This is a genomic window from Aquiflexum gelatinilyticum, from assembly GCF_024741135.1.
In the GTDB taxonomy this organism is placed as follows: Bacteria; Bacteroidota; Bacteroidia; order Cytophagales; family Cyclobacteriaceae; genus Cognataquiflexum; species Cognataquiflexum gelatinilyticum.
Window position 1 is genome coordinate 79,170 of sequence record NZ_JANSUY010000004.1, and the last position, 17,728, is coordinate 96,897.

Sequence of the window (17,728 nt, forward strand, 5' to 3'; positions counted from 1 at the left end):
AAAGCTTAAGAATATGAAAACGAGATTTATTCTTACATTAATTATTATTTTGGTAGGATTTAACTCCTGTGACGAGGATAGATTGAGTCCTACAAATCCAAATCAATTGGGGTCTGAGACATTCTACAGGACAGGTCCTCAATTGGTGGCTGCTATTAATTCGGTATATGCAGGACTCCAAGCTAACAATCTCTACAACCGAGAATATTTCTTTTTACAGGATTTATTGTCAGATGATTGTGACACAGGTGGACCACAATTAGAAGCCGCAAGGGCTCAGGTTCTAAATCATGTATTCGATGGTTCTAACCCATTGGTTGAAGCAAATTGGAGAGGATGGTACAGAGTCATTCATAGAGCCAATCTTGTTTTAGAAAATGCTGATAAGGCTACAGAAGAAATCACAGAGGACCTTAGAAGCAGGGTTATTGGTGAGGCTTATTTCCTTAGGGCGTTGGCACATTACGAATTGGTTACCCAATGGGGTGGAATTCCGTTAATGTTAAATACCGCAGAATCTCCTGACGGCAATCCTAGAGCCTCTGAAGATGAGGTCTATGCTGTCCTATTTGCTGACCTTACTGAGGCTATTAATAGATTACCGTTAAGAAGTGCTTATACCGGTTCTGATTCGGGAAGAGCATCAAAAGGTGCAGCACAAGCTCTTGCCGCTAAAGCTCATATGTTTAGAGGAAATTACTCAGCTGCTAGGCCATTCTTACTGGAAATCGTTTCTTCCAACCAATATAGCCTTGTAGATAGGTATTTGGATAATTTTGAAGAAGAAAACGAGAACAATTCTGAATCCGTATGGGAAATCCAATTCTCAGAAGCCTTTGGGACTGCGGGAGCTTGGAATGGAAACGGTAATGGAATCGCTGAGGTAACATTTAGAGGTCAGGAATATGGTCCAACAGCGTGGAGGAATGTAATTCCAAGCTTGCCTCTTTTTAATGATTATGAAAGGGTTGCAAATGGAGCAGCCAAAGACGATCCAAGAATCAGTTATAATTTCTTTAGAATTGGGGATCCTTTTAATGGTGGATCTGAGGTATTGACTGTAGATAAAGTCCAAGGAGATACCGAAAGAGCAAGCTGGAGAAAATACCAGATGATTTATAAAAGAGGTGCAGAAAATACCCAATCCGGTATCAACTTCAGGGCAATCCGATATGCTGATGTTTTGTTAATGATGGCTGAAGTTGAAAATGAACTTTCAGGTCCTTCCGCTGCATTGCCATATATTAATCAGGTTAGAGCAAGAGCTGATGTAGCAATGCCTCCATATCCAACGGCCCAATATCCTACAAGTAGCAAGATTGAGATGTTTAGAGCAATTCAACATGAAAGAAGGGTAGAATTAGCCGGTGAACAAATAAGGAACAAAGATATCAGAAGATGGAGAAGACAGAATTTATTATCGAGTGAGCCTATTCCAAACTGGAATGTCCGTTTTGATAAACTTCCTATCCCATTAAGTGAAATCGACAATAACTCTGCTTTAACCAATGCAGATCAGAATCCCGGATATTAATCTCATCCCTATTAATATTGAAAAGCCCGACTATAAAGCCGGGCTTTTTGTTTTTTGAAATCTTTCAAATTTCCCGGCTTTTGTTACCGTGTTTGGAAAACCCATTTTACGAAATATTTTAAATGAATAGATTCGGATAATACTAAATAGAACCCTATGAAACCTACTTTGATCACTTTCCTTTTGGCTTTACTTTTTATATCAGAAACTTATAGCCAATCGGTTTATCTCCTTTTTGACAAATCCTCTGCTGAAGCAAATTATGCCGCAGATAAACTAAGCTTTGAATTTTCGTCTAAAAAGTACACCTTGACTACTTCACCAAAGGATTACCATTACCTTATCAACATAGGAATTGCACCTTCAGCAAATGGCCCTGAATCATTTGAGATCAAAAGAGAAGGGAATAAAATTTCCGTTTTAGGCAGTGATGCTAGAGGGATGATATATGGGACGCTTTCCTTGACGGAATCTTTGAGAAATGGATCATCCCTGAAAGAAATAGAGTATAAAACCGAAAAACCACATTTTCCCTTAAGGGCAATAAAACACAATACCTCCTGGTATTCATACAGGCCTAGTTCAGCCCTTGACCTACACACTGAAACCTTGAAGGACGTAAAATATTGGGAAGCGTTTTTGGATATGATGGTAGAAAACCGGTTCAATTCGCTTTCAATCTGGAACCTACACCCTTTTGTGTTTATGATTCAGGCAAAGAATTTTCCAGAGGCAAGTCCCTTTTCTCCCAAAGAAATGGAGGAATGGAAAAAGCTGCATAAATCAATTTTCAAAATGGCAAAGGATAGGGCGATAGAAACCTATATTATCCCTTTCAATATTTTTGTCAGCCACGAGTTTGCCAATGCGCACAATAATGCCCAAAAGAATGTTTATCCAAATTATTACGTACCAGGCGATACTTCAGAATTGGTAAAAAGATACACAAGAGAAAGTGTCACGCAAGTCCTGCAGGAATACCCGGAACTGACAGGATTTGGATTGACTCTCGGCGAAGGGATGGCAGGAATGACTCCTCAGCAACGTGAAGATTGGATGTTTGATACTTATATTGAGGGCATGCGATTGGCCGGAAGACCGTCCAAATTGGTACACCGTATTCCCTTTTCAAGTACTACGGAATCTCTTGGGGCAACCAGTGTAGATCTGGAAAGACTGACACGTAAGGCGATTGAAAAAGAAGCCAAGCTGGATTTTATAGATGGTCCGATTTGGGCAGACCTGAAGTATAACTGGTCACATGCCCATTCCACTCCCAAGCTTGTCAAAGTTCACGGTGGAGAAATGTTTGACACTTTTTACAATCCCTTGCCGGAAGGCTATAAGATTACCTATACTGCAAGGAATGAGGATTTCTTTGCTTTGAGATGGGGAGTTCCACAATTTGTCAGAGACCATATTGCCCTGAATAGCCAGTCTTATGTTGGTGGCTATTTTGTGGGTTCAGAAACTTATATCCCCGCCAAAGATTATTTTACAGCTGTAGAAGGTCCGGTTGATTGGGATTTTGCTTTTCAGAGACAATGGCTTTTTTACAAAATATGGGGAAGGTTGCTGTACAATCCAGAAACTCCTGATGAAGTTTTTGCAGCTACCTATACCAATAAATATGGAGTGGATGGGGATAAATTATTGGAAGCAATGTCTTTGGCTTCCTCCACTCAAATGAAAATCGGTTCTCTTTATGATTCAAGATGGGATTTTACACTCTATGGAGAAGGATTGATGGCCTTGGTCGGTGACAGCACCAATTATATTTCCGCCGATATCCTGATCAATCAGCCCACGCTCGATCCCGATTATGTGTCTGTCAAAGATTATGTTTTAGCCAAGAAATCAGGAAAGGAATTTGGGAAGGAGAAAATCACCCCTACGGTTTTGGTAGAGATGTTGGAAAGTGATTGCATAAAGGCATTGGAACTTATCAAGGAGATTTCAACCAAAGACAACAATTCTTTGATGTATGAATTGGCGGATATAAAAATCTGGGCGAATCTTGGGCTACACTTGGCAGAGAAAATTAAAGGATCAATTTCGCTACAATCCTACCGGGAAGGTCTTGGAGCGAATCATCAGGCTGAAGCTGTAACCTCCTTTACCAATGCCCTTGAGTATTGGGACAAAATCATTGCTATTTCCAGACCGATATACAAAGATATGCCCCTCGCCCATTACAATGGCAGCAGTCACGATAGGAATGACAATAACCTATTCCATTGGGCATTGATCAGGGATGAGGTGGCTCATGATATTGAAATCGGAAAATCGGCGGTTGTTAAGATCCCGTAGGTTTGGGGTTATTGGTTAATAGGAAATATTTATTTGGATAAGAATTCCGTCGGAAAAATTGATAATAACAAGAGAATCAGTATTAAAATACACTATATAGGAATATCAGGGGGGGGGTAAGCTCGCACTATCCCTTACTTTGGTACTACTTTGGTATTACTTTGCTACTACTTTGGTACGGCTTTGCTCCTACTTTAAAACAGGTTTAAAGTGGATTTGAGAAGCAGGTTAGGATGGTTTGATACTAAGAATTAAATTTAAAAAAGGTGGCCTGAGGAAAGTCAACTTTGAAATACGAAGGAAAAAGGTTGGAAAATGGTTCCTACGGTTAGTGGAGGCACTAACCGAGGGCCTTACCAAAACTAGTCCAATAAATGAAGGATTGAAAAAAGCTGGAATTAGCCTGAAGACCTACCTTAAAAGAATCTAAAAAGCCCTGTCATCATTTAATCTGACAGGGCTTATTATATACAAAATGTCTTATTATCGCTGAGGAATCAGCTTCACCATGAGGCCTGTTGCCTCAGTCACTGCATAAATATAACCATCAGGACTTTCAGACACTTGCCTTACACGTCCGATGTCTTTCAACAATGTCTCCTGACCAACATATTTAGTGCCGTCCAATTCAACTCTTGCAATCTGCATTCCCGCAAGACCTCCTACCAATATGTTTCCTTTCCACTCAGGATACCTGTCTGAAGTCACAATCGCCAATCCACATGTTGCAATGGAAGGCACCCAATAGGTTACAGGCTGTTCCATGCCCTCTTTCTCGGTCAATTCAGTCAGGATGGTTCCGTCATAATTGATCCCGTAAGAGATGACCGGCCAACCGTAGTTTTTGCCTTTTTCGATCAGGTTCAATTCGTCACCACCTTTTGGTCCATGTTCGACAGCCCAAAGACGGTTGTTGGCCTTGTCATAAATCATGCCTTGTGGATTTCTGTTTCCGTAAGTCCAGATCGAAGGAGAAGCTCCCGGAGTATTGACAAATGGATTGTCTTCCGGAATTCTGCCATCATCATAGATTCTGTGGATTTTTCCGTGGTCATTGTCCAATTCCTGTGCGTTGGCAGGTCTTGACCCTTTGTCTCCATTGGAGAAATACAAATAGCCGTCATTGTCAAAGACTATCCTTGAACCAAAGTGTCTACCGCCTTCCCACTCAGGTCCACAGACAAAGACCTCTTCCAATCCTTCCAATGCATTACCGTTCAGTTTTGCTCTTGCGATGACTAAGACTTCTCCTTTGCCTTGCTTTTTAGCATAAGACATGTATATCCAACCGTTTTCATCATACTTTGGATGAGCCTTTATATCTAAAAGGCCGGCTTGATTGACAGTACTTACCTCAGGAACTCCTGTTAATTTCTCTCCGGTAAATTTATCATCTTTGAAAATCAGGATTTCACCTTTCTTTTCGGTCACCAACATTCTTCCATCAGGAAGCCATGTCATGCCCCATGGGTTTTCAAATTCTGTGAAAAGGGTATCGACCTGGATGGTAAGTTTTTCAGTCACCACTGCATAGGGACTAGGCTCAACTTTTTCTTCAGGTTGTGTATTATTGGAACAGGAAGAAAAACCCAAAATAAGGCTTCCTCCCAAAATAAAAGATAAGTTCTTAAGTGTTTTCATTTTTTGGTGAGTAGATTATCCTCAAAATTAAGCAATTATCCCTGAAAATGTTTTTTCGATTTGATAAGCGGACGGCATTGGCAGGATTTGGCTTTTAAAACCAAAACAGGGTATTTATCTTTAAAAAAAACTACTACTATGAGCAATCAGATTTGGATCATGACTTCCGCTTTTGACCAATTGGATTTGGATCAAACCATCACCAAAGCAACCGAAATCGGAGTTCAGGGATTGGATGTCTGTGTTTTCAGAAAAGACGGTACTAGGGATGACTTTGTGGCAACTCATATGGATTATGAAAACTTCGATCCCGAGGCTGCCAGTAAGATGATCGACAAGTTCAATGCCGCCGGACTTCGGCTTTCCATCGGTGCTTTTGAAAACCTGATTGGCGGAGATCCTTTTCACAAGGTAAAAAACCAAAACCACCTGCTGAAACTGATCCGGATGGCTTACCTGATGGGCGGAGATGAGAATGATGTGAAAGTGGGAACTTTTGTGGGTTACAACCATGAATTGGGCATCCAAGAAAATGGTTACGAGAAAAATCTCGAAGAATACCAAAAGGTTTTCACTCCCATCATCAAATATGCGGAAGACCTTGGCGTCACCGTCTTATATGAAAACTGTCCCATGGAAGGTTGGCGCTCTTCAGGTTACTCCACGACATACAACAACCTGACAGGAGTCCTAGCGGCCAGGAAAATCATGTACGACCTGATCCCAAGCAAAAACCACGGGGAAATCTATGACCCTTCGCATGATGTCTGGCAGCATACCGATCCTTTGGAAGTGATCAGACATACCGATATGTCAAGGCTAAAACGCATCCATGTGAAGTCGACGAGAAACAATTCAGATCCATTTTGGGGAAATATGTACCCCATGCAACGGGTCAAACCCGAATGGGCGGCAAAAGCAGGAATCCCATCTAGTCAAAATGAATGGGACAGACACCATTACGAGGCGACTTTACCTGGTTTTGGGTTGGGGGATAGCATGGATTGGAGAGCCTTTGTCAATATCCTGAAGGAAAAAGGTTTTTCAGGACCATTTGAAATCGAGAATGAGGCCAAATTGTCCAAGCAAACAGGAAAAATGGGAGCTATTGTCCAAGGCTGCAAAGCTGCGGTGCAGAATTTGGCGCCTTTGCTTTGGGAATTGTCCGACAATGGATTTGAATACCCAAAGTCAGAGATCAAGCCATTGAAGCATATGGGGAATAAGGATATTCCGGTGGTGAGTATGGATAGATTGAAGTAGTCCATAGTCGATTGTCCACAGTCCACAGCCGCATCAATTGAACTTCAAACCTTGTTTTATAAGGCTATCCATATAATTAATTTAAAATGATATCAATAGAAAATGAGAAAGAGCTTTTAGCTTTATTAAAAGCTTTAGAATTTGTAAAGTATCAATCTAAAGATTATGAAAGCAGATATTTAGCAGGTAGTCCAATTATTGGTGAATTATATAGAAAGATATCCGAATCACTTCATAAATATTACGAAGAAATCCATATTCCATATTCTAAGGAATGGGTTAATATTGAATCAATCCCAGCATATTTGAATGTGATTTCCAATCATATTGCAAACATTGATAATTGGAAGGATTTAAGTGAAGAAAGTAAAATTGAAGTGGTCAAAGTTTTTATTTATCCATTTAAAGTTGAGGATTCAACACTAGTAAAGCTTATTGAAACGAGAAATTTGTAGCCAATTCAATAGATACAGCAGTATCCGCCAACAATTAAATCAACAGACCAAATCTATTTCCCTGAAGCCGCAATCACCGCATCCCAAACCCTGAAAATATTCTTGTAACAGATTTTTTCGATGTCTTCTTTGGAATATCCACGCTTGAGCAATTCAGCGATAAGGTTGGGATACATCGATACATCCTTGAGTCCGGTTGGCAGGCTATCCCCCACCCCGTCGAAATCAGAACCCAAACCCACGTGGTCGATTCCTACCAAAGCCACTACATGGTCAAAATGGTCAGCCACTTTTTCCACATTTGGGAATGGATTATTCTCTGCAGAGTATTTTTCGATATAGGCCACAGCTGCCGAATCAGTCCTGCTTAGACCGTTTTCTGCAAGCCAATTGACAATATGCTCCCGAACTGCTCCGGACTTTTCATTATAATCTCCATCTACAAAGCTTCCCCCAAAGTTGATCATGATAACACCACCATTTTTTCCAAGGGCTTTGATCATATCGTCACCCATATTCCTTTCAAATCCCGGAGTAAACTTCCTTGCTGATGAGTGGGAGGCGATGACAGGAACATCCGTCACTTTCATCACATCGTAAAATGTGCTGTCCGACACATGTGAAATGTCCACCATGATCCCTACTTTGTTCATCTCCTTGACAACTTCTACACCATACTCACTCAAGCCATTATGAGTACGCATGGTATCGTAAGAAGAATCCCCTATCAGGTTGTCCTTGCCATGGGTAAGGGTGATATACCGGATCCCACGGTCATAAAAATATTGGACATTGTTGATGTCATCTTCGAGCGCAGCCCCATTTTCCATTCCCATCGGAAATGAAACCTTACCCTCCTGGGTATTTTTCTCAATATCCGAAGGAGAATAAGCCATTGCAAATTTGTCAGGCCATATATTTACCAACCTTTCTGTCATCAAAATCAATGAATCCGCCAAAACCTTTGCCCCTCCCCTGTCTTGGTAGCCTGAAGGAATATAAATCGACATAAACGGTGCGTCCAAGCCCCCTTCTTTTGATCTCGGAAAATCAAAATTACCTCCATCTGTCCGGACTGATACATCCAAGATCTCACGCTGTAGGGTAAAACCACCAACTTTCATCCTGTATGGAAGGTCCACATGCCCGTCCACCATAATGGTGTTTTGGGCCATTTCTTTTGCGGCAGCGAGTCTTTCCTCATCTGACAGCAGGGTATAATCTATGGTTTCGGTTTTTTGGGCACAGCCAAAAACAAAAGCCGAGGCAATCAATACAAGCAGGGGTTTTCTCATAGCAGGTCAATTTAAAATATTAAAGTAAAAATTTCAGGGTAATTTATTTATCCTGATTGACAGACGGTCAGAATTTGATAAAAAAAGGATTTTATATCCGTTTATGTAATAGATTTTTCTACTTGAATCCTATAAATGGAAATTTGGCTAAATTGAAAGAAACCAAAGAAGATATCTATGAGGATCGTATACTTCGTGCTATTGTTGTTGATTGTTTCGTGCAACGCCCCAACAACACCAACTGCAAATATTACCCTTGCCCAAGATCTTGCAGGAGGCATAAAAGACGGAAGGCTGTTGCTGCTTTTTCACCATGATGAAAAAACCGAGCCGAGGTTTGCGGTGTCAGATGATGTCACTTCGGCCCAAGTGATGGGGATGGATTTTGAAGATTATCAGGCCGGAAACTCATTATCTTTTGATTTTGGCTCATTTGGATATCCCATCGAAAACTGGCAGGAAATCCCTGCAGGCGAGTATTGGGTTCAGGCTTTTATTGTAAAACACGAGACATTCAACCGGGCAGATGGTCATGTCATCAAAATCCCAATGGACCAATGGGAAGGCAGACAATGGGCAAGAACCCCAGGAAATGTCTACAGCACTCCCAAAAAAATCTCATGGGATGGGGAAACAGGCTTAGACATCCACATTGACCAAATCATTCCTCCGGTAGCTGAACCAGAAGACACCGAATTTATCAAACATATCAAATTCAAAAGTAAACTTCTTTCAGACTTTTGGGGAAGGGATATCTACTTAGGAGCACACGTTCTATTACCAAGGGATTTTGATAAGAATCCAAATGAATATTATCCGCTGATGATCTATCATGGGCATTTTCCCTCTGATTTTGGTGGATTCAGGACGACTCCACCTGACGACAACATCGAAGAAACCTACAATGCCCGCTTCAATATTTATGGCTATGAAAAAATCGAACAGCAGGAAGCTTATGATTTTTACCAGAAATGGATTTCTCCTGATTTCAAAAAATTCATTGTCATCGAATTCCAACATGCCAACCCATTCTATGACGACAGCTATGCTGTGAATTCACAAAATATAGGTCCATATGGAGACGCCATTACTTACGAACTGATCCCACATATTGAAGAGCAATTTCGGGGAATCGGAGACGGCTGGTCAAGATTCACTTATGGCGGTTCGACCGGAGGATGGGAAGCTTTGGCTGTACAGGTGATGTATCCCAAAGAATACAACGGCTGCTTTGCCGCTTGTCCTGACCCGATAGACTTCCGGGCATTTACTACCGTGAATATCTACGAAGATCAAAATGCCTATTACCTCAACGGGCCATTTAGAACAACCGAAAGGGTGGGAAAAAGAAATTACCTCGGCCATGTATCCGCCATGGTCAAGGACATGAACCATAAGGAACTTGCGCTCGGGGGGACCAAAACACGGTCCGGTGACCAATGGGACGTTTGGCAGGCGGTCTATTCACCTGTCGGGGAGGATGGCTATCCAAAACCGATTTGGGACAGGTATTCCGGAGAAATCGACAAAGAAGTGGCCAACCATTGGAAAGAAAATTTTGACCTCCGCTATATCATGGAAAGGGATTGGTCTAAGTTGGGGAAGGATTTGGAAGGGAAAATCCACATTTACTGCGGGGATATGGATAATTACTACCTGAATAATGCCGTTTATCTTACTGAGGAGTTCCTCGAAAAAACTTCTGAACCTTATTATGGCGGTGAGGTTAAATACGGGGACCGAGCCGAACACTGTTGGAACGGTGATCCCACCCAGCCAAACTACATTACGCGCTTGCGGTATAATACCATGTATTTAGACAAAATCGGTAAAAGGCTGCAGGAAACTGCACCTTCAAATTTCAACCAAAAAACCTGGACACTGACAAAATAATCAATTGGGAAATGGAGAAACCCGTTTCAGAAATTGGGTTTCTTAGTACCTAATGACACTAAATGTGATTACCTTTACTTAGAATTTATATAAATTATACGATTGCAGCCTTTTATGAATACCCCATCCCAACTTGGCAAGGAGGGTTTTAAAGGCAAAAAATAAAAAGTCATGAATAATTCAGAAAATATCAATTACGAACTAGAAAAAAACATGGAGGTCATTTCCCAGCTGGATGGCTTCGTCAACAATGCTGTTGAAACAATATTGGTAGACCCGGATGAATGCTGGCAACCCTCTGATTTTTTACCCGACATGGGTCAACCTGATGCTTTTGACGAGGTCAAAAAACTACAGGAAAGAGCAGCCGGAATCCCGGATACTATCATCACTTCTCTCATCGGCAACATGATTACCGAAGAGGCGCTTCCAAGCTATCAGACCTATTTCAACTTATTGGAAGGAATCAATGTAGAAGGAAGTCTTCTGAGCAACTCTGGTTGGGTAAGATGGTCAAAAGCATGGACTGCAGAGGAAAACCGTCATGGTGACCTTCTCAACAAATACCTCTACCTCTCAGCACGTGCGGATATGAAAAAAGTAGAGCAGACTATACACAGGCTGATTTACAACGGATTTGATCCAAAATCAGAAAAGGATCCTTACCAGGCCATGATTTATACCTCATTTCAGGAGAGAGCCACCAAAATATCCCATGTCAATACCGGTAAATTGGCGGACAAGGCCGGAGATGATGTACTTTCACGAATCTGCAAAACCATTGCAGGAGATGAAGCAAGACATGAAAAGGCCTATAAAAGCTTCATGAGTCAAATTTTTGAAATTGACCCGAACGGAGCTATTCTTGCATTTGAGAAAATGATGCGCAAACAGATCGTCATGCCTGCAGTCTTGATGGGAAAAGGAAGCAGCAACCCTACTCTTTTTGATCAATTCTCTGCGATTACCCAAAAAATCGGTGTTTACACCGGTTGGGACTATGCCCGAATCATCGAACACCTGGTCAAACTTTGGGACATTCAAAACCTCACCGGCTTGAACGATGTGGCCTCCAAAGCGCAGGATTACCTTGCACATCTTTCGGACAGGTATATGAGACTGGCCGACAGGATGAAAGCACCTGATGAAATCTCCCTAGCTTGGTTAAAATAATAAACAGAACCTGAAGAAATTCAGGTTTTTTTTTGCCTTGAGGGGAACAATTATGAATGAAAACATATTGAATGTTTATACATACAATTAAAGCCATGACCATCAAAGAAATACATCCTGCCAGCTACCATCCCATTGCAGATCTCATTACTTACAACCCGCTTCCCTCTGAGAAGCTCAGGCAAATTGATCCATTTATATTTTTGAACCACCACGGCTTCCAAACCTACCCAAAGAATAACCTCGGACTTCCTTTTGGCCCACATCCCCACAGAGGGATGGAAACGGTTACTTTTATCCTTGCCGGTGATATTATGCATCAGGATTCGGGAGGACATGAATCTGTGATAGCATCAGGCGGGATTCAATGGATGACGGCCGGAAGGGGACTGATTCATTCAGAAGTCTCTTCTTCTGCATTCAAAAAGGAAGGCGGTGATCTGGAAATACTACAGCTTTGGATCAACCTTCCTGCCAAGCTGAAAATGACCGAACCAAGATATGTTGGTCTACAAAAAGAAGAAATCAACCATTTCGAACTATCCGAAGGAAAAGTCTCTGTTCAAATGATTGCCGGTGATTGGGATGGAAATCAAGGTTCATTTGAAACATTGAGTCCGATGTTCCTGAGCACCATCACCATGGCAAAAGGAGGTAAATTCAATAAATCAATTCCTGTTGGAGAAAACGTTTTTTTCTATGTAGTCCGTGGAGAGGTAAAGATTTTGGGTGAAAAAATCCCTTTTAGAAACCTTGTGGAATTTACCAACGATGGCGGAAATTTATCTGTAGAAGCTTTTGAAGATTCGGTTCTGATTCTTGGCCATGCGAAACCTTTCAACGAACCGATGGTAGCCCAAGGGCCATTTGTCATGAACACCCAACAGGAAATCATGGAGGCATACCGCGATTATCAGCAAGGGAAATTTGGAACTTGGAAACATTAAAAAAAATGTGTGGCTGCCCTTTGACAGGCAGCCACCCGATATATTAAAAAATCCTAAACTAAAATCATTTATTAAAACAGTAGAGCTGAAAAAGTTGCTTAATCACCCGTATCAAATATACTGGATCCGCAACCTTTAAAAAATACCCTAAAGGGGGTATTTTTTAATAAGAATCGATAATATCTTGGGAAATAAGCTTATATAACTCAGCTATCTGTTCATTGTAGTTCAAAAATTGGTAGTGGGCATCCAAGGTATTAAAGTCCACCCGTCTTGCCGGTCCTGTCTGTGCGCGCTTGGCACCCAATTCCAGACTTTTACTGATGGTTTCTATGATAAGTGGTTTGAGCATTTCGAAGTCCAAACCCTGACGCGCCATGACTTCTTCTGATATTCTCAACATGTGGTTCGAAAAATTACTGGCAAAAACCGCCGCTACATGCAAAGCCATTCTGTCTTTGGACTTGATCAGGTATTGGTTAGGGGACAATGATTTTGCAAGTTTTTTTAATTTTTGGAGCGCGGCTTGGTCCTCAGATTCCAAGAGAAACGGGACATCGCCAAAGTCAATTTTTCTTTCTTTGCTGAATGTCTGCAAGGGGTAAAAGATTCCTGTAAAAGTCGCTGAACTATAGCCCAACACATCTAATGGCACTGCTCCTGAAGTATGCACCAGGATACTTTCTTCCGGCAAAATGATTTCATCTGCAATTTCAGAAATAGCTTGATCGCTTACAGCCAAAATAAATATCTCGGCCTCTGATTCTGAAAAATCGAGGTCATCTTTTGCATCTGCAGTATATAACCTTGCAGTTAGTTTTTCGGCGTCCGCAAGACTTCGTGCATAAATTTCTGTAATGGTATGACCTGCTTCTTCCAAGGCAGGTGCCAAATGCCAGGCAACGTTGCCGGTTCCCAATATCGCAATCTTAAATTTCATAGATGAAATATATACCTTTTACCGTGATTCTAAAAAACCATAAAGCCCTAAAGAAGGTATCCTTAGGGCTTTATGGTTTTGAACTTAGTCAGGAATTTAGGCTTCCATTCCTTTATCCCTCATTTTTTTGAACTCATCATACCTTCTGTAGATGGCTACACAAAAGCCTATCAGCATCAGGATCGTTCCTGCCCAAAGGATATTGATTTGAGGCATCAATATGGCCTTCAATACCACATAGTCTTTTTGGTACCTGTTGACTTTGAAAGAAAATGTATTTGTTTCCGGTTTGATATTCTCCAATTCAACCTTGACACCGAGTTCGTTGTCTATGGCGGCAATCTTTCCGACCTGATTGTCCCGGATGATGAAAACAGGCTCCAAACGCTTTTCAACATCATAATCCATGACCACCAACTTGGCTTTTACTGCTACATCTCCCTCTCTTAAATCCAAACCGTCGACCTGACTGAGAACTTCTCCACCTTCAAATGTGGTCACAAAGTCAGAGATATAGAACGTCTCCCCCGGAGCTACTTCATAGAATTCATCTTCCCGCCATTCCGGATCTTCATAATCATTGATCGCAGAGACGTATGTGTACAAATCCCTGTTTACAAACCTTTTGGAATCCGGAGAGGATATCAAACCCATGGAGGTATTGAATTGCGACATGGGATTTAATGAAAATTGGTAGACTGAATCCTTGTAGTAATCTATCTGGAAATAATCATTTTCTTCCAAGACAATATTCACTTTATCTCCTTTAGAAAAATAGGTTCTACCCCTAGCCATGATATCTTCCAAGGCAATGGCCTCATTGATTTCCCCAGTAGATTTGAGTTGCTTGACGTTCACAAATCCGGGTACACCAACCACTTTTTTCTGTCTGCCACGATAGACTGCAGTGTAATCTTTGATTTGCGTGGGCTTATTGATCCAAAGCAGGACGTGCTCTTTGTTCATTTCTTCCTCCCACGAATTACTATAAGTCAATCCTGATAAATTGTAAGAAATGATTTCTGAATATCCCGAGGAAAACATGATTCCGATCAAGATCATCCCAAGACCGATGTGTGCCAAAGAACCACCGGCCAATTTGAAAGTAGATTTTCTTAATAGTTTGATCAAAATGGAGGAATTGGCGACGATGGTAAATACAGAGGCCAAAACCACAATGATGTAGGGGATGTCATAAACTTTACCAAAAACAATGATCAGCGCCGAGATGATTACCGAGATGATATAAGGCATTACAAGGGCTTCTCGCAGGGCTTTTGGATCCATTTTGTTCCACCAAAAAAACTGTCCTACAGCTGTCAGCAAAGCCACTGCCACTGCAAACCAAAGTTGGAATTTGGTATAAAAACCAATCTGATCCGCAGGAGGCGCCATGTTGGAGATGCCTCCGAAACTCTCTACCAAAGCATTCCAAACAGGAATGGAAGTAGGGAGGATTACCTGAAAGGCCATCAAGGCCAACGTCGTTGCACCAATAAAAATCCAGAATTCTCGGGAATAAACAGAAGCTTCTTTGTCAGAAGTCGGGATATGTTTCCAATTTTTTGCTGCCAGAAAAACTGCAATGAAAAGAAAGAACAACATGTAAATCAACAGCTGACCTGACAAGCCCAAGTCGGTAAAGGAGTGAACCGAAGAATCACCCAATACCCCACTCCTCACGAGGAAGGTGGCATACAATACCAAAATGAAAGAGGCAATGACCAAGACGATGGAAGACTTCAATGCAGTACTGCTTTTCTTGAAAGTGATCATGGTATGGATTGCTGCTACCATAATCAGCCATGGGACATAAACGGCATTTTCGACAGGATCCCAATTCCAATAGCCTCCAAAATTCAAGGTAACATATGCCCAATAAGCACCCATGATGATCCCCATTCCGAGGATCATGGCGGAGAACTGCGCCCAAGGCAATGCAGGACGCACCCACTCAGAATATCTTTTGGTAGCCAATCCACCCATCAAAAAGGCAAACGGAACCAAGGTGGAAGCATATCCGAGAAACAAAGTCGGAGGGTGGATCACCATCCAGATATTTTGAAGCAAAGGATTCAGACCGGTTCCATCTTCCGGCTTAAAGTCAGGATTGATCTGGAAAATCGGAGCGGAGACCGCATCTCTCAAGAGAATAAACGGCGAACTACCGATCTTCAAATCTCCTATCACCACACCCAAAATCATGGATACAAGGAATGCCTGCACCAAAGCAAATACGATCATCACAGGACCTTCCCAGAATTTGTTGGTATGGATCAAAACCAATCCCAAAACCACATTCCAAACTATCCAAAGGATAAATGCCCCTTCTTGACCTTCCCAAAAACTGGAGATCATATAATGGACTGGAAGCGCTTTGGAAGAATGGGAATAGGCGTAGAAATATTCGAATCTGTGGTTATAGATAATCTCAAAAAGTGCAAATGCCACAGTTATACTTGCAAAAGAATGAATGTAAAAAGTAACCCGGCTGAACTGTCGCCAATTGGCTTTGTCCAATTCCTGTGCAATCGTGTATTGATAATAAGAGTAGGCAGTAATCAAGGCACTGACAAAAGCAAGAATCAATGCAAAGTGGCCTAAATTACCTATAAAGGTATTGATCATATTAAATGGAATCAAAGGGAAAACTAATTTACATTCCGGCTGTCTTGAGCTCGGTTTCCTGATATTTGGAAGGGCACTTCATCAGGATTTTGTCTGCAACAAACAGGTCTTGGTCTTTATAAGCACCGATGACCACCACTTGTTCAGCCCTTGAAAAATCCGGTGGCACCGGTTCATTGTAAAAGACCTTTTGTTCTGTACCTTCATTGTCCACCATCAGAAAGTAAAAGGAAGTTTTGTCTTCATTGATTTCGATTCCCTCCACATTTCCGGATTGGCCTTTTTTGAGTTGTCCCACTACGTGGATGGCCTTGTCATCTCCTTTGGTTTTCATGGCTTTGGCGTTGGAAAAACTTTCGTAAGTACTGGCATCCCCGATCATTGACATGATGATGATGATTGCGACAGCTATGATTCCCAAACCAATTATATGTCCCTTTTTCATTTTGGTAGATTATATTTTTGATGGGTTCAGGAGCAAATTCTTTTAGATTTTACTTCCTTTCTCCTTATTAATGCTATTCTTCTTTCAATTGTTTTTCAAGACGGGTCACTTTCCTGTCCGTATTGATCACATAAACCAACAATCCCGCAAAAACGATCCCGATGATGCCTACCAAAACGTAGATTTTTCCCTCGGACCGCATCACATCCGCCATTTCAACGGTGGAGTTTTGGTAATCGTTTTCATTGATTTCAATTTTCTCCTGTCCGAAAGCACTCAGACTGAATGCCATGAACAATATTATTAACCACTTTTTCATGATACCTGATTGATCAATTTATCTTCTAACTTCCTTTCAATTCTTCTCAGCCTGACCCTTATGGTACTGATCCAAGTTCCCAACAGTGTCCAGGCAATGATAGCGGGATAGAACACCATCCTGAGTTTGCTGTCCAGGTCATAGGCATTGAATCCGGGATTGCCACCGTTGCCGGGATGGAGACTGTCTGTCAGTCTTGGCAAGACAAATATCAAGGGTATAAAGGCCGCAAATGCAAAAATGTTATAAACGGCACCGATTCGGGCCCTTTGATGGACATCAGTGAGTGAATTTCTCAAAATAAGATAGGCGAAATACATCAAAAGCCCGATGGCGGAAGCATTCTGTTTTGGATCACCGCTCCAATAATCCCCCCAAGTGAATTTGGCCCAAAGCATGCCTGTGACAATTCCCAATACACCAAACAAGATCGCCGCATTGGTAAACTCAAGCGCCATGTCATCATGCTTGAGGTCGTTGCTTCGCAGAAATTTGACGCTGAAAACCACCGCAACCATCAGCATCAAAATCATTCCAAACCACATCGTGACATGGAAATGCAGTGCCCTGATCGTCTCATTCAGGATGGGTAACCTCGGTACGTCAAGGAGAAGTCCGGCTGTCAGGGTAAATGCCAACAGGGCTACAGTCAGGATTTTCCACCAATATGCTCTCATTATAATGGGTTTGATTTTTCAAGCGCAAAAATAAGGCATAAGTTCCTCATTCCGGTGCTTTTTATAAGATATGTTGATTTGTAAAGTAAGGTTTCCCGCAAAGACGATAAGGCGCGAAGATTCTAAGCGAATATGATCCCACAAAGAAGCTAAGACACAAAGGAAATAGAGGGAATTTGCTCAACGTCGATGAGGCATAAAGAAAAAG

The 17,728-nt window shown here is 41.7% G+C and carries 14 protein-coding genes; 7 read left to right on the top strand and 7 right to left on the bottom strand.

Annotated features, from left to right (window positions below):
- Window positions 1–13 precede the first annotated feature (13 nt).
- Window positions 14–1,534: a RagB/SusD family nutrient uptake outer membrane protein gene (locus NU887_RS08170; protein WP_258422869.1), complete on the top strand. Its 1,521-nt coding sequence runs from the start codon at window positions 14–16 to the stop codon at window positions 1,532–1,534.
- Window positions 1,535–1,690: 156 nt separating this feature from the next.
- Window positions 1,691–3,844, top strand: coding sequence for a hypothetical protein (locus NU887_RS08175; RefSeq protein ID WP_258422870.1), 2,154 nt, complete (start codon window positions 1,691–1,693; stop codon window positions 3,842–3,844).
- A gap of 483 nt (window positions 3,845–4,327) precedes the next feature.
- On the opposite strand, the gene NU887_RS08180 is transcribed toward NU887_RS08175, so the two are convergent.
- Window positions 4,328–5,485: a PQQ-dependent sugar dehydrogenase gene (locus NU887_RS08180; protein ID WP_258422871.1), complete on the bottom strand. Its 1,158-nt coding sequence runs from the start codon at window positions 5,483–5,485 to the stop codon at window positions 4,328–4,330.
- Between the two features lie 138 nt (window positions 5,486–5,623).
- Here NU887_RS08180 and NU887_RS08185 point away from each other — a divergent pair, with 138 nt between their 5' ends.
- Window positions 5,624–6,748, top strand: coding sequence for a sugar phosphate isomerase/epimerase family protein (locus NU887_RS08185; protein ID WP_258422872.1), 1,125 nt, complete (start codon window positions 5,624–5,626; stop codon window positions 6,746–6,748).
- A gap of 86 nt (window positions 6,749–6,834) precedes the next feature.
- Window positions 6,835–7,203: a hypothetical protein gene (locus NU887_RS08190; RefSeq protein WP_258422873.1), complete on the top strand. Its 369-nt coding sequence runs from the start codon at window positions 6,835–6,837 to the stop codon at window positions 7,201–7,203.
- 53 nt (window positions 7,204–7,256) lie between these two features.
- On the opposite strand, the gene NU887_RS08195 is transcribed toward NU887_RS08190, so the two are convergent.
- A complete protein-coding gene (locus NU887_RS08195) occupies window positions 7,257–8,498 on the bottom strand; it encodes a dipeptidase (protein WP_258422874.1) in 1,242 nt (413 codons plus the stop codon).
- Between the two features lie 177 nt (window positions 8,499–8,675).
- Here NU887_RS08195 and NU887_RS08200 point away from each other — a divergent pair, with 177 nt between their 5' ends.
- The 3 genes from NU887_RS08200 to NU887_RS08210 all read left to right on the top strand — a co-directional run bounded on the left by NU887_RS08200 (window position 8,676) and on the right by NU887_RS08210 (window position 12,511).
- The gene (locus NU887_RS08200; RefSeq protein ID WP_258422875.1) at window positions 8,676–10,391 is read left to right on the top strand and encodes a hypothetical protein; all 1,716 of its coding nucleotides are present in this window, start codon (window positions 8,676–8,678) and stop codon (window positions 10,389–10,391) included.
- A gap of 171 nt (window positions 10,392–10,562) precedes the next feature.
- On the top strand, window positions 10,563–11,564 hold the full coding sequence (locus NU887_RS08205; protein ID WP_258422876.1) for an acyl-ACP desaturase: 1,002 nt from the start codon (window positions 10,563–10,565) through the stop codon (window positions 11,562–11,564).
- Between the two features lie 71 nt (window positions 11,565–11,635).
- Window positions 11,636–12,511 carry a pirin family protein gene (locus NU887_RS08210; RefSeq protein WP_258422877.1) on the top strand — a complete coding sequence of 292 codons (876 nt, stop codon included), beginning with the start codon at window positions 11,636–11,638 and terminating at the stop codon, window positions 12,509–12,511.
- 163 nt (window positions 12,512–12,674) lie between these two features.
- Here NU887_RS08210 and NU887_RS08215 read toward each other — a convergent pair whose 3' ends face one another.
- The 5 genes from NU887_RS08215 to ccsA (NU887_RS08235) form a co-directional block, all read right to left on the bottom strand.
- A complete protein-coding gene (locus tag NU887_RS08215) occupies window positions 12,675–13,451 on the bottom strand; it encodes a Rossmann-like and DUF2520 domain-containing protein (RefSeq protein WP_258422878.1) in 777 nt (258 codons plus the stop codon).
- A gap of 96 nt (window positions 13,452–13,547) precedes the next feature.
- A complete protein-coding gene (gene ccsA, locus NU887_RS08220) occupies window positions 13,548–16,079 on the bottom strand; it encodes a cytochrome c biogenesis protein CcsA (RefSeq protein WP_258422879.1) in 2,532 nt (843 codons plus the stop codon).
- Window positions 16,080–16,107: 28 nt separating this feature from the next.
- Window positions 16,108–16,524 carry a cytochrome c maturation protein CcmE gene (locus NU887_RS08225; RefSeq protein ID WP_258422880.1) on the bottom strand — a complete coding sequence of 139 codons (417 nt, stop codon included), beginning with the start codon at window positions 16,522–16,524 and terminating at the stop codon, window positions 16,108–16,110.
- A 73-nt stretch (window positions 16,525–16,597) separates the two neighbouring features.
- Window positions 16,598–16,843: a CcmD family protein gene (locus NU887_RS08230; RefSeq protein WP_241139887.1), complete on the bottom strand. Its 246-nt coding sequence runs from the start codon at window positions 16,841–16,843 to the stop codon at window positions 16,598–16,600.
- Complete coding sequence (gene ccsA, locus NU887_RS08235; protein WP_258422881.1) at window positions 16,840–17,520, bottom strand: cytochrome c biogenesis protein CcsA; 681 nt, start codon at window positions 17,518–17,520, stop codon at window positions 16,840–16,842. The genes NU887_RS08230 and ccsA (NU887_RS08235) overlap by 4 nt, the downstream gene beginning before the upstream one ends.
- Between the last annotated feature and the right edge of the window lie 208 nt (window positions 17,521–17,728).